The sequence below is a fragment of the Mesorhizobium sp. WSM4817 genome, assembly GCF_055811135.1.
Map to the genome: position 1 here is coordinate 142318 of NZ_JBVVQQ010000013.1, position 13181 is coordinate 155498.

At 61.1% G+C, this 13181-nt stretch carries 11 protein-coding genes and 2 pseudogenes; 6 read left to right on the plus strand and 7 right to left on the minus strand.

Annotated elements, in window-relative coordinates:
* Window positions 1-4: 4 nt before the first annotated feature.
* Window positions 5-475 (minus strand): MarR family winged helix-turn-helix transcriptional regulator, encoded by a 471-nt coding sequence (locus AC0L2K_RS19130; RefSeq protein WP_473532052.1) that lies wholly within the window; start codon window positions 473-475, stop codon window positions 5-7.
* A gap of 140 nt (window positions 476-615) precedes the next feature.
* Between AC0L2K_RS19130 and AC0L2K_RS19135 the strand changes: the two are divergent.
* The 6 genes and pseudogenes from AC0L2K_RS19135 to AC0L2K_RS19160 form a co-directional block, all read left to right on the plus strand.
* Window positions 616-1386, plus strand: a pseudogene (locus AC0L2K_RS19135) (alpha/beta fold hydrolase); the annotation flags it as partial.
* Between the two features lie 235 nt (window positions 1387-1621).
* A pseudogene (locus AC0L2K_RS19140) lies at window positions 1622-1834 on the plus strand (LacI family transcriptional regulator); the annotation flags it as partial.
* 283 nt (window positions 1835-2117) lie between these two features.
* On the plus strand, window positions 2118-2888 hold the full coding sequence (locus AC0L2K_RS19145; RefSeq protein ID WP_473532053.1) for a hypothetical protein: 771 nt from the start codon (window positions 2118-2120) through the stop codon (window positions 2886-2888).
* 179 nt (window positions 2889-3067) lie between these two features.
* A complete protein-coding gene (locus AC0L2K_RS19150) occupies window positions 3068-3496 on the plus strand; it encodes a VOC family protein (RefSeq protein WP_287284925.1) in 429 nt (142 codons plus the stop codon).
* Window positions 3497-3537: 41 nt separating this feature from the next.
* The gene (locus AC0L2K_RS19155; RefSeq protein ID WP_473532054.1) at window positions 3538-4827 is read left to right on the plus strand and encodes an MFS transporter; all 1290 of its coding nucleotides are present in this window, start codon (window positions 3538-3540) and stop codon (window positions 4825-4827) included.
* 435 nt (window positions 4828-5262) lie between these two features.
* The gene (locus AC0L2K_RS19160; protein WP_473532076.1) at window positions 5263-7455 is read left to right on the plus strand and encodes an adenylate/guanylate cyclase domain-containing protein; all 2193 of its coding nucleotides are present in this window, start codon (window positions 5263-5265) and stop codon (window positions 7453-7455) included.
* Window positions 7456-7466: 11 nt separating this feature from the next.
* Here the strand turns inward: AC0L2K_RS19160 and AC0L2K_RS19165 are convergent, their stop codons facing one another.
* The 6 genes from AC0L2K_RS19165 to AC0L2K_RS19190 all read right to left on the minus strand — a co-directional run bounded on the left by AC0L2K_RS19165 (window position 7467) and on the right by AC0L2K_RS19190 (window position 13108).
* Window positions 7467-7994, minus strand: coding sequence for a YHS domain-containing (seleno)protein (locus tag AC0L2K_RS19165; RefSeq protein WP_287059170.1), 528 nt, complete (start codon window positions 7992-7994; stop codon window positions 7467-7469).
* 13 nt (window positions 7995-8007) lie between these two features.
* Window positions 8008-8598: an ankyrin repeat domain-containing protein gene (locus tag AC0L2K_RS19170; RefSeq protein WP_473532077.1), complete on the minus strand. Its 591-nt coding sequence runs from the start codon at window positions 8596-8598 to the stop codon at window positions 8008-8010.
* Between the two features lie 133 nt (window positions 8599-8731).
* The gene (gene gndA / locus AC0L2K_RS19175; RefSeq protein ID WP_473532055.1) at window positions 8732-10159 is read right to left on the minus strand and encodes an NADP-dependent phosphogluconate dehydrogenase; all 1428 of its coding nucleotides are present in this window, start codon (window positions 10157-10159) and stop codon (window positions 8732-8734) included.
* A gap of 171 nt (window positions 10160-10330) precedes the next feature.
* Complete coding sequence (locus AC0L2K_RS19180; protein WP_473532056.1) at window positions 10331-11956, minus strand: copper resistance CopC/CopD family protein; 1626 nt, start codon at window positions 11954-11956, stop codon at window positions 10331-10333.
* 54 nt (window positions 11957-12010) lie between these two features.
* Window positions 12011-12529 (minus strand): YcnI family copper-binding membrane protein, encoded by a 519-nt coding sequence (locus AC0L2K_RS19185; protein ID WP_128169648.1) that lies wholly within the window; start codon window positions 12527-12529, stop codon window positions 12011-12013.
* A 39-nt stretch (window positions 12530-12568) separates the two neighbouring features.
* On the minus strand, window positions 12569-13108 hold the full coding sequence (locus AC0L2K_RS19190; RefSeq protein WP_128169647.1) for a copper chaperone PCu(A)C: 540 nt from the start codon (window positions 13106-13108) through the stop codon (window positions 12569-12571).
* Window positions 13109-13181: the final 73 nt, after the last annotated feature.

Genomic DNA, 13181 nt, shown 5'->3' on the forward strand with positions numbered 1-13181 from the left:
CGGCTTAGGCCGTACTCCTCCAGACGCCCGTATGTTCATAGATTGCGTCACGTAGCTCCCTGACGTCACGGTTGATCTGGTTGAGATGCGCTGGGCTTTGTCCCGAGGAGGAAAGCAGAGCGTCAGCAAGGCAGCCTGCACGAGATCTGAGTTCGCGTCCCTTGTCAGTCAGCGCAACTACGACCTGCCGCTCGTTCGCGGGATTCCGTGTCCGGCGCAGAAGTCCTGCCGCTTCGAGCCGTTTGAGCAAGGGCGTCAGGGTGCTCGACTCCAGCGCGAGCCTTTCGGCGATGCCGCCAACGGTCAGCTTGTCCTCGCGCCAGAGGACATTGAGTACGAGGTATTGGGGATAGGTCAGGCCCAAATCGTCCAGAAGTGGCTTGTACACCCTCTGGATCGCCATGCCGGCAGAGTAGATCGCGTAACAGAGCTGATCGTCGAGCGGCAATGGGTTGTTGAGTTTTTTCGCTGGCATGGGTGGCTCTCCTTGGACCCGATGTAGCCTACCCGATCCCAAAAGAATATCGCGATAAAAATTATGCTGGACATGTCGCGGCTGGAGCGGTAGATAAAGATATCGCGATAATTGTTATCGATAGACAAGAGGAGATCAGCATGACTTCCAGGACGACCAACCTTCTGGCCGCAACTGCCGCCGTCGCAGGACTTGCCGCAGCCACGGCCACTCACTCTGCCGAGATAATTCCCGACAACCAGACCGTCCGGAACGTGGTGCTGGTGCACGGCGCGTTCGCTGATGGATCGGGTTGGCGCGGCGTCTATGACGAACTGACCGCCCGCGGCTATCGTGTGTCGATCGTCCAGAACCCGCTTACCTCGCTTGCGGACGACGTTGCCGCAACCAAACGCATTCTTGACCGTCAGGATGGACCTGCGGTCCTTGTGGGACATTCCTGGGGCGGCACGGTGATAACGGAAGCAGGTACCCATTCAAACGTGACAGGCCTGGTTTACGTATCGGCGTTGTCGCCAGATGCCGGAGAGACGACTGCGCAGCAGTACGAGGGCTACCAGACCCCGCCTGAATTTGTCATCGAAACTACCGCGGACGGCTTCGGCTTCGTTTCTCCCGACAGGTTCAAGATCGGCTTCGCCAACGACACGACGGACGCGGATGCCGCTTTCATGCGGGACTCTCAGGTGCCGATAAACATGTCCGCCTTCGCAACCAAGCTTGAGCATGCCGCATGGCGAAGCAAGCCGAGCTGGGCAGTGATTGCAACCGACGACAAGGCCTTCGATCAGCGTATGTTGCAAGCGATGGCGAAGCGCATCGGCGCGACGATCACGGAGGTCGCGGCAAGCCATGGGGTCTTTATGACTCAGCCAAAGGTCGTCGCTGACGTGATCGACGAAGCTGCCCGCAAGGATCTGTCGAAGCCCGATAGTTCGGCCACGCGCCGTATGCGCACATTTCGAGCTTTAAAGTGTCAAAAACAAAAATACGGCCGCCGGATGGCTCATCCGGCGGTTTTGTTTCGAGAGTGTTTCTCTCCGACTCCGCAGACCACTGCCGGTTGTCTCCTTGAAGGCAATCCGGCAGTGGACTGCGCTGGCACTTCTTCGCTACGACCAAGGCGGTCGAGGAATGTCCAGGTTCAGGCTCGGCCGGGACGTCGACGCGGTGTCCAAGCAGTCGTCCGACCTGCTGCACCTGTTCCGCAGGGAATTGCTGGCCGTCAACGAGAACTTCCGGCTGGCCGGCGCGGAGCTCGCCCGCTCGGTGCTGGGCTGGATCGGCGGCGCGGCACCCGGCTCCTTGCAGAGCCTGAGCAAGCCGACCGGGGTTATGGCCTATCGCCGTCCCGACTAGAGCGGATGCGGTCAAATTGAGCTGGGCCATCCCGCTCCATCTATTTGTCTTAGCCGCATTTCCGCGACGCCGAGTGATTCCACTTGGCTGCAAAATGCGCGCTGCTGACTGGCAGCCTTGGGGCCGTGAGCCGTCTGTCTGCAATCAGGGTGAGTTCAGCGGTTAGCCGCCGTTCGGCTGACGTGCCCAGCCCGACGTTTGGCCCGATCTCCTGACGGCTCCCTGTCAGGAGGGCCGTGCTAAACTTCTGCCACGATTGCTGAAGAACAAAAGGTCTTTGACTATGACGATATCGCCGTTTCTCGCCGCTCTCGGATCCAAGGCTCCGCCAGCCGACGGGGCGAAAGACATGCACCTGTACGGGTGGCTGATCGGAAGCTGGGAAATGGACACCATACGTCATCTCGATGACGGCACGACCGAGGAATCAACCGGAGAAATCCATTTCGGCTGGGTGCTGGAAGGTCGCGCCATTCAGGATATCTGGATCAGGCCCAGACGCCCTGCGCCGTCCACCATGTATGGCACGACCTTGCGTATCTTCGATCCCGACATCGGGGGCTGGCACATCATCTGGAACGACCCGCTCAACCAGGACTACTCGCGCCAGATTGGACGAGCCGAGGGTAAGGACATTGTCCAGATCGGCGAGGATTCGCGGGGCCTCAAAGCGCGGTGGCGTTTCACCGAGATCGCGGCCGACAGCTTCCATTGGATCGGCGAGGAAAGATCGTCCGGCAACGATCCGTGGCAAATCACCTACGAGCATTTTGCCCGCAGAGAACGGATCCTTGATACCTTGGGCCGGTCCAGCAGAAACTGGCCCTTCCCTTTCCATCTAAGTGAAACCGCTTTCGGCTCTTCTGGACGGGGCCGGATGCGGACCGACCGCTGGGAGCAGATCATCCAGCAAGCTGGCGCCCAACGGGCGCCTGATGACCGACACCCGCGAGCTTGCCTGTCAGATCCACCCGGAAAGCGCCAGGTTTGGAGGCTGCCTCGCCTCCAAAGTCACTACACCCGCCTAAGACGTGCAATTAAGATGAGTCAGTAGCAGGCCTTGCTACCCGCTTCCCCGATGAGGTTCGGAACACCGCGCTCCTTGGCGGTCGAAACCGGCCGGATCGAGGCGCCCATGGGGCTCGTAGCCGTCTGCGGGTTTTTGAAATACGGGCTTTACACTATCGCGCATCATTTGGCCGTCCGATCGCAATCAAGGAAAGGGTTACGACAATGAACAACAAGCACTTTTTGCGTGGCATGGCCACGGTGAACTTCTGGGCCGACGACGTGGCCGCGGCGCGCGACTGGTACGCGGAGCTGTTCGGCGTCGAGGCGTACTTCCAGCGGCCCGATGCGGAAAACCCCGCCTATGTCGAGTTCCGAATCGGCGACGACGAGGACGAGTTCGGCATCATCGACCGCCGCTACTCACCAGCAACGATGCAGCCCGGTCCGGGCGGCGCCACACTGCTGTGGCACGTCGACGACATCGAGGCGGCGTTCGCTCGGCTCAAGGCCATGGGCGCCACGGAGTACGATCCGATCACCAAGCGCGAGAGCGACTTCGTCACCGCCTCGGTGGTTGATCCGTTCGGCAACGTATTGGGTATCATGTACAATCCGCACTACGTCGAGATGCTCGAGTTGCGGACAGCGTAGGCAGACGAGGCCGCATTCCCATGGGAGAGATTTGCCCCTAGGTGCAACGGGATACCAGGTTATCGATCGCATTGCGGCTTGGCCGGAAGGAGGGCGGTAGGCTGAAAGTATTCAACGCAGACAAGGCCGGTGCGGCCGGAGTCATGCTCGCGACGCTTGTTGGCGTGGCTGCGATGAGTCAGGTGTTTCGTACTATTGCGGCCATCGTCGCCCCCGGACCGCAACGTGAATTCGGACTCTCGACCGAAGAACTCGGCATCTACGCCGGCGCCTTCCATCTGTCCTTTGCCCTCGCCCAGATCCCGATGGGCCTAGCGCTTGACCTTTATGGCGTGAGAAAGACCGTTGGTTCGGCTTTCCTCCTTGCAGTAGCGGGAGCGCTCCTGTCGTTCATTGCAACCGGCTTCCCGGTTTTGATGCTGGGGCAGTTGCTCATTGGCATCGGCTGCGCACCAGCCTTTGTGGGATCGCTGTTCTTTGTAAGCAAACATTTTTCTGAAAAGAGTTTTGCCCGAGTATCGGGCTTGGTTCTCAGCTTCAGCGGCCTTGGGTTACTGGCCACTGGCACGCCGCTGGCATGGGTAGTCGAACATTGGGGCTGGCGCAGCGCTTTTGTGGTGACAGGCGTCGTTGCGGCGGCAAACTTGGTCTGCATCCTGGTCCTCGTTCGGGATGATCACGGCAAGAACTCAGGCGACATCCCAGGCGCAATTCGAGAGACGCTTGCAATCTTGAAAGAACGGCAGACCAAGGGCATCGTTGCGCTCGCGCTCGTTGGCTATCCGTCCTACATCGCGCTGAGGGGCCTGTGGGCGACACCCTTGTTCATGGAGCGACACGGCTTCACACTGACGGGCGTCGGGAATGTGCTTCTCGCCTCGTCGGTCGCGACCTTGGTTGGCCCACCGCTATTCGGTCTGGTGCGGGCGAAAGGACGCTCACGGCGATACCTGATCTGCGCGAGCATGGCCACTTCCGCCGGGATTTTCCTTATCCTTGCAATCTCCGCCAACTGGATCGTCGATGCTACGATGTGCGTTGCGCTTGGGGCGCTCACCGGCTTCACGATCCTGCAGTTCGCAGACACTAAGAGTGCATATGATCCTCAGGTCGTCGGCCGGGCATTCGGAATTCTGAACACAGCTGCATTCCTCGGCGTTGCCATCTTGCAGGGCGCAACTGGATGGGTGGCGTCCACCGCGAGCACGTTTAGCGTCAATCAATTCGCTGCTGTCTTCGCGTTCATCGCCGCGGCGTGCCTGCTGGCCATGGTCGCCTTCTTCATGCTTCCCTGGCCAGAATGGGAGGTCGGCAGCAAAACTGATGTTTAGGTATCAACGCCTTGCTAAGTGGATGGTAAGCCAATCCTGATAGTGCTGAATGGGAGGCCGGGCGTGCTTAGTCTAGTCGACAGCTATGGGGCCGGAAGCGGACGGTCGGCTTTCAGCCGTTAAAGGGGTGGAAGCGGACATTCAGGACCTTGGGGAGCATCGACGCGATCTGACCCATTCCGGTCATTCCCAGAGCATTTCGGCGTCTCCAAAGCGGACACTCAGCCAAGCCGGCGCTGATGACCTAAGCGGACATCTTGTCGAGAGAGCTTTCCGTTCAGAACTCTCGTGGATGGAAGGACCGGCGCGTTGCGTATGCCGAGTAACCCCGCCATCCGCCTAGCTATAGCTAAAGCACGCTCGCGTCCGAAGCAGGACTAGAATAGGGTGAAAGGTAAAGCCGCTACGACCGACCAGGGAAGGCGCACGGCACGTATGGACCGACGGCTTACGGCAATACTTGCTGCCGACGTGGTTGGCTACAGCCGCCTCATGGGCGAGGACGAGGTAGGCACGCTCGAGGGACTGAAGAGCTGCCGTCGCGAACTGATCAACCCCGAGATCAAGAAGCACCACGGCCGCATGATCAAGCTCATGGGCGACGGCGCGCTCGTCGAGTTCGCCAGCGTCGTCGATGCCGTCCAGTGTGCTGCTGTAATCCAGCGCCGGATGGCCGACCGCAACAAGGGCACCGCCGAAGCCCGGCAAATCCGGTTTCGCATTGGTGTCAATCTCGGTGATATCATCGTTGAGGGCGACGATATCTACGGCGACGGGGTAAACATCGCCGCCCGTCTGCAGGCGATCGCAGAGCCCGGCGGAATTTGCATCTCCGGCACGGCGTTCGATCACGCAGCGCACAAAGTGGATGTAGGCTTTGCCGGTCTGGGAGAGCAGCGCCTCAAGAATATCGCCGATCCGATTCGCGTCTATCGGGTCCTGCTAGATCCCAGACAATCGGGGAAGATCGTGGCCCCGCCACACCGGCCGGGCTCCTGGATCATGATTTTGGCAGGAATCGCGGCGGTCCTGTTGATCGGCTTGGTTGTAGGCATCTTTGCCTGGCAGAGGCCCTCCGCGCTTCAACGACCATCCGTTGCGGTCCTGCCATTTGCAAACCTGAGCGGCGATCCGAGCCAGGACTATTTTGCCGACGGCATCACCGAGGACTTGATTACCGACCTTGCCAAGCTTTCAGGCCTCGATGTCATCGCTCGCAATTCGGTTTTTGCCTACAAAGGAAAGCCCCTCGTTTTGGAAGATGTCGGACGCGATCTTGGCGTGCGGTTTGTCGTTGACGGCAGTGTAAGGCGGACCGGCGATCAAATCCGCCTCAATGCGCAGCTAATCGACATAGCCACTGGCGACAATCTGTGGGCCGATCGGTTCGATCGCGGCATCGCGGAAGTGTTTGCCGTCCAGGACGAGATGGGCCGGGAAATCGCCAAGGCGCTCGGCGTCCAAGCTTCGGCAGCCGAGAGCGAGCGAATGGCACGCCCGCCGACTGCAAATCTCGAAGCCTATGATACCTACCTGCGTGCGGAGCGGGAGGCGCGCACCGGTCGAGGCGACGGATTGCGCGAGGCGCTTGCGCTCTATGAGAAGGCGCAGAAGCTCGACCCTGCCTTCGCCGAGGCCTTCGCCGCCGACGCACGGCTGAGTGTCTATCTTTGGCGCACTGCCTCCGATGATATCATTCAGAGCGCGCTTGCGCGAAAGAGAGCATATGAGAAGGCAAGCCGTGCTTTGGAGCTCGATTCGGAGTTTTCATCGCCCTACGCCGTTCTCGGGATTATGCAGGTCATGGATCGCCGCTATGAAGATGCGATCATCTCGGCGGAGCGTGCGGTCGCATTAGGCTCCGGAGACGCTGCGACGCAAATTGCCGTTGGTTATATCCAGCTGTTCGCCGGCAATCATAACGAAGCGGCATTAGCCGTCGAGACGGCATTGAAGCTTGATCCCAATCTGGCTCCGATAGACCGCGAGGTTGTCGGAGTTGTCTTTCTTTTGCTCGGGGACACCAAGAAAGCCATTGAGACTCTCGAGCGCGCTCGCGACGATGCTCCAGAGGCGGGCAGCCTTAGGATTCTGCTCGCCGCGGCCTATGCCCGCGCCGGCCGCTCAGAGGACGCCAAAGCGGCGATTGCGGACGGCCTCCGGCTGGTGGCGAGGACCGAATCCTCGGCTCGACTGCGGTCGTTGGAAGCGTTTCGGAATCTCTATGCCCATCTTCGCAACGCTGAAGATCTGTCGCCGATCATCGACGCCCTACGCCAGGCAGGACTGCCCGAATGGCCGTTCGGCTTCACCGCTGATGAACATGCCCGGTTGAACGGCGCGGAAATCGCATCTCTTGTGGTTGGCAAGACCTTGAAAGGCAACCTCGAACCCGACGGGCTTCCAGCCATTATGCAGATCGAACAGGACGGCACGGCAGTCTTCCGCACTATGACACGAATGATCACCGTGAGGGTCTACGTTGATCGCGACCTCTTATGTGAGCAGAGCGAAAATTTGTTTGGGCGCCCCATCTGTGGTCCCGTCTACAGACGAAGGGACGCTGCCGGCAACGGGTATTCTTATGTCAATGTAGGTATGGTGTTTCACTTCGTGACAGTGAATTGAGCTCGCAAGTCTCAGGGGTTATTGATCAAGTTCCAATCCGGCTCATCGACTGCCAACTTTGCTTGGACAACCGGCCATTTAGCATCGCCCTTCGGAACAAAATCATCGGCATTGTCCGCAAAAGCGGCCGCGTTCCCTTCGTCGTAGATCAGGTAGAGCTTGCCATCGATGATCTTGAACGCTTCCGGATCGACATTGACAGTGACGGATTCATGGAGTGCGACCTCGCCCGCGCAGTAACCACCGTATTGAGGAGCGTATTTGGCAGGTTCGCTCATGAACATTTCCTTGTGTTTCTTGCTGGCGAAATGCCACGGCGTGCCAAGCCACTCATGGGAAAATTCTTCGGAACCCTTTACGGCCTTGCCATCGGTGAAATAAGCGACCGTGTCGTAGCCCATGATCGCCACGCCGCCGAAGTAGCCAGTGTTCACTGAGTCGTCGGCGAAGGCAGAGCCTGCACCGGCCATCAGGGTGAGCGAACATACGGCTGCCGAGACCGAATTGCGAACCAGTCTCCTCGTGATCAATATGTTCATCTGCGTTCTCCGTTCAATCGTGGATAGCGTCGCACTTCGCAGCGTTCGCTTCGCCAAGGACTTTCGCCTGGCACGTGGCGCCATGCCGTTTGAATAGTTTTATGATGTCGGTATTACCCTTCCAGAACGCGCGGGTAATCGGCATATAGCCATGACCCTCGGCCCGGTTCACATCCGCACCTTGCGCAATGAGGAATTCTGCCAGTTCGACATGGTTTTCCTCACCCGCTATCACCAAGGGTGTGACCCCAGACTTGTTAGCCGAGTCCTCGAGCACCGCGCCCTTTTCGAGCAACAGCTTGGCGATCGGGAGGCTTCCAGAAAACGCAGCCGCGTGGAGGGGGGTAAACCCACCGGAATTGCGCGCCATGATGTCGGCGCCCTTGCTCAGCAGGAATTCCGCAATGGGAAGCTGATCGTCGAGAGCAGCAGCGATGAGGAGCGTTGCCTGGTCGCGTGCCCGGCTGTCGACTTCGGCACCGCCTGCCAAGGCTTGCTCCACGGCACTCTTGTCGCCGGCAGCGATGGAGTCGAACAACGGCTCACCTGCGACTACTCTTGTAGCCGCCAATACCAGCATAGTAAGTGCCAGCAGTCCGCGCATCACGTAGAATAGCATATTAGCTTCAAGTCATACAAGCTGCATTGGGCTCATCGGGGCAGATGCCGGCGGACAGCGCGGCCGGATGTCCGCTTTGGGATGCGGCTGAGGTCTGCTCAACGGCCGATATCAGGCGCTAAGCTGCCGCTCCGCTGCCCCACGGGCCATGGAAAGCGCCCGGCCCATCGATGCGTTCGAAGCCGTGCGCGCCGAAGAAATCGCGTTGCGCCTGGATCAGGTTCGAGGTGCCGCGGCCCTGGCGGTAGCTGTCGAAATAGGCAAGCGCCGACGACAGCGCCGGCACGGGTGAGCCGGCTTCCGACGCCCCTGCCACGATGCGCCGCAGCGATGGATGCGCTTCCTGCATCATTGCAATGAAAGCCGGCGCCATCAAAAGATTGGTGGCCGCCCCGCCGGTGCCGAAGGCTTCCGCCATCGTGTCCAGCAATTGCGAGCGGATGATGCAGCCTGCCCGCCAGATCTTGGCGATGGTCGGCATCGGCAGGTTCCAGTTGAATTCCTTCGACGCGCCGCTCATCACCGCGAAGCCTTGCGCATAGGCTGATATCTTGCCGGCGAACAGCGCCAGTTCGAGATCGCCAAGAAGCGCGTCCTTGTCTCCGGAAATGGTGGTCACGCCGCCTTTGCCATAGGCGTTTTCGGCGGCCAGCCGCTCGTCCTTGATCGACGACAGCACGCGCGCCGCCACCGCGGCCTCAATCGCGGTGGCCGGAATGCCGAGCTGCTGCGCTTCGATGACCGACCATTTGCCGGTGCCCTTCTGGCCGGCGCGGTCGAGGATGATATCGACCACCGGCTTGCCTGTCTTCGGATCGTCGGCGGCCAGCACCTTGGCGGTGATCTCGATCAGGTAGGAGTTGAGCCGGCCCTTGTTCCAGCCGGCAAACACCTGTGCGATCTGCTTCGGCCCCATGCCTAACCCGTCGCGCAAGATGCCGTAGATCTCGGCGATCATCTGCATGTCGGCATATTCGATGCCGTTATGGATGGTCTTGACGAAATGCCCGGCGCCATCGGTGCCAAGCCATGCGGCACAGGGCTCATCCCTGAACTTGGCCGAAATTGCGGTCAGCACCTTTTCGACGCGTTTCCAGGACTGTTCCGTGCCGCCGACCATGATCGACGGTCCATGGCGCGCGCCCTCCTCGCCACCGGACACGCCCATGCCGATGAAGGTGAGACCCGAATCGGAAAGCTCGGAGAAGCGCCGCATCGTGTCGCGAAAATTGGCGTTGCCGGCATCGATGACGATGTCGTTGGCCGACAGCACGCCGCGCAGTGCCGCGATCTGCTCATCGACCGGCTTGCCGGCCAGCACCATGATGATGATCGGTCGCGGCGGCCGGATGGCGGCGGCGAGTTCCTCCAGGCTGTAGCAGGGAACAACCATGTCCTTCAGCGCGCCGGCATTCTCGACGAAGGCGTCGGTACGTGCCGCGGTGCGGTTGAAAACGGCTATGCGGTGCCCCTTCTCGGCGATGTTGAGCGCCAGGTTGGAGCCCATCGTGCCGAGGCCGATCAGGCCGATTTCGGCTTTTTCCATCGTTTCTTCCCTGCTTTCGGATCTTTTGTTGAGGCGCGATTTGTAGCGGTGCCCATTCTTCTTGGGATGCCATTCTTGTCGAGATGCCAATCTTGCCGAAATGAATGACGGGCCTTCAAGGCCGCGTCAACCGCCTCGCCGAAATGTGTTGCGCAGACTGCCGGCTGGTCCTCAAGGCCTGATGTCGATCGGCGCCTCTATCTTCACGATCTCGAAATCCGAGACGAGAATATCGAGCCGTGCTGTCCATCGGCCGGGAACCGGGACGACGAGACCGTCGACGCGCCAGGTGCCGTCGCCTGATTTTTTCGCCGCGCGCTTGATCGGCTCGATCCCGGCATCGGGTTTTGACAGCACCAGCGTCACTTGTTCAGCGTCGAGCGGGCCGAAATCTCCGGTCATGATGACGATCGAGGCGGCAACCGGCCCAACATGGCCGGGTGTGATGCTGAGGTGGGCCATCGCCTTCGGCGTGTGGATATGCACCGAAGCCGGCTGCGCCGCTGCGATCGCCAGGGCGCGTGGCGGCGGCGTGAAGCGCCAGCCGGCGGCAACGCCGAATATCGCCAGAACGATCAGCATCTCAATGCCGATCGAGCGGACCAGCCTCTTCTGTACTTCCGTCTCTCCCGCTTCCGCGGGACCGGTCAGCTTCCAGCGGTTGATGGCGGCCAGAATGAACAGAAACAACAGCAGCGCCAGCTTGACCAGCAGCAGCCGGCCATAGGCGGTCTCGAGCAAAGCTGCGGGCGCCTGTACCTGGATGACAGCCAGCACGAAGCCGGTGGCCGCAAGCACGGCCACGACAGGTAGGATCGCCTGGGAAAACCGATGCAGGAAAGGTGCGGCCTCGGCCGGCTTCCGCCTGATAGTGAGACCGAGCGGCGCAAGCGCCCCGGCCCAGAACGCGATGCCGGCGCCGTGCAGAAACACCATCGGCCTTGTCAGCCATTGCGGTTCGGCAGCACTTGCATGTCCGCTGGCGGCAAGGGCGGCGCCGACACCGGCCAGGCCGGCAAAGGCAAACAGCTTTGCGCCGCCGCGCGGCCCGACCAGCGACAGCAGGCCAAGCCCGAGCGCCACCAGCGCGACCAGCACTGTCCAGCCGAAGCTGGTGCCGAGCCCGGCCTGCCAGACGCCTGGCTGCGCCAGCCGGACGAACGGTGCGCCGAGCGCGTCCAGTCCCTGCAAGCCGAGCGATAACGGCGCCGCGACGAGGCCGCACAGGATCGCGGCGATGACGAAGCGCCGGCCGGAACGCCCGCCCTTCGCCAGCCAGGCGATGGCAAAGGCGCCGCCGACGCCGAGAAACAGGCCGAAACAGAGAAAGACCTTGCCGGTCCAGATTGCCGACCTCAGACCCCGGTCGACAGCTTCGGCGACGGCCGGCGCCGCACTCGGCGCGCCGATCGAAAACAGCACCGAGCCGCCAACCGGATGGCCATCGGCGGAGATCACCCGCCAGCTCAGCACATGCGTGCCGGATCCGAGCCGTTGCGGATTGTCGATGTCGAGCGTCTGGCCATTGAGCCGAAAGGATGTCAGCGGAACCGGCGTTCCATCGGGCCGCACCAAGGTCAGCATCAGCGGTGACACCGGCTCGCTGAAGGTCAGCGAGAACTGCGCGGGGCTCTGCGCCAGCACGGCGCCGTCCGTCGGCTCGGTTGTGACCAGCGCCGCGTGGGCGAAGGCCTGACCTGGCGCGGCAATGGCGGCAAGCAGCACGATCGCAGCCAGCAGGCAGATCGCAAATCGGCCGGTTGTGCAGACCGTTCGCAGCAGGGATGCAGCACTCATGTCACGGCACAAAACAGCGGCGCACTCTTTCGAACAAGGCGCGCCGCCAAAAAATCATAGCTTCGGCGCAAGCTTGAGGCCGGGCGCCGGATATTCCAGCGCGTCCTCATCCTGGCCGGCCGCTGGAATCTCGATCCAGCGTTCGGCGGCGCCGTCGCATTCCTGCACCACCGGGAAGTAGAGCGTTTGGCCTGCCGGCAGATCCGCCGCCAGTGTCCCGCGGAAGACGAATTCGTCGTAGAATTCGTCCGGCAGGCTGCCGCCGCTCCAGTTGACTTCCTTGACGCCGCTGGACACCTCTTGACCATGGAGCTGATAGGATTTCTCGTATCTGCCGTTCTTGACCTGCAGCGTCCAGCCGGCCTTCGGCATCGGCTTCACTGAAATCACTCCCTCCGGGATCTGCACGCGCACGGCGGTCGTCGCCTTGCCTTCACAGCCATGCGGCACGCGCAGGATGGCCTTGTAGGTTGAACCGACCGCCGCCTCCTGCGCTTCCAGCGTAATGTGGGCAAAGGCAGCACTGGTCCCCAGGACGAAAAACACGCCGGCCGACAGAAGATAATTGCTCATGATGGTTCCTCGAGTTTGAATTGTGCGGATCTGGCCGGATCAATTGGCATGGTCGTGCATGCCGCCCGTTTCGCCCATGCCTTCCACCGTGAACTCGACGGCCACCGTGCCAGCCTTTTCGAAGGTCAGCGCAGCGGAAAACTTCTCGCCTTGTTTGGGCTGACGCTTGAGGCCGATAAACATCAAGTGATAACCGCCGGGAGCTAGCGCGGCCTTGCCGCCGGCCGGGATTTCGAGGCCGCCGCTGACCGGCCGCATGGTCATGACGCCGTCCTTGACACCCATTTCGTGCAGTTCGGTCCTGTCCGACACATCGGAGGAGATCGACAGCAGCCGATCCGGCGAACTGCCGGTGTTGGTCACGGTGAAGTAGCCGCCGGCCACTTTGGCGCCCGGTGGCGTGGCGCGCGACCAGGGATGCACGATTTCGAGGTCGCCAACCCTGAACTCATGCGCGAAGACGGCCTGGGCGTTGACGAACAGCAGGGCGAGGAGGAGCACGGTGACGCCGAGTCGCTCCTCGAAGCTGCGCAGGAAGCGGCTGTTGCGGCCGAGCCGCACGCGAAAAGTGTGAGACATGATAGCTCCAGGACCTGAGAAATCGCGCCGTCGGCCAGTCGCGAACAGTTTCGATGTTGAACGAATTCGCCCG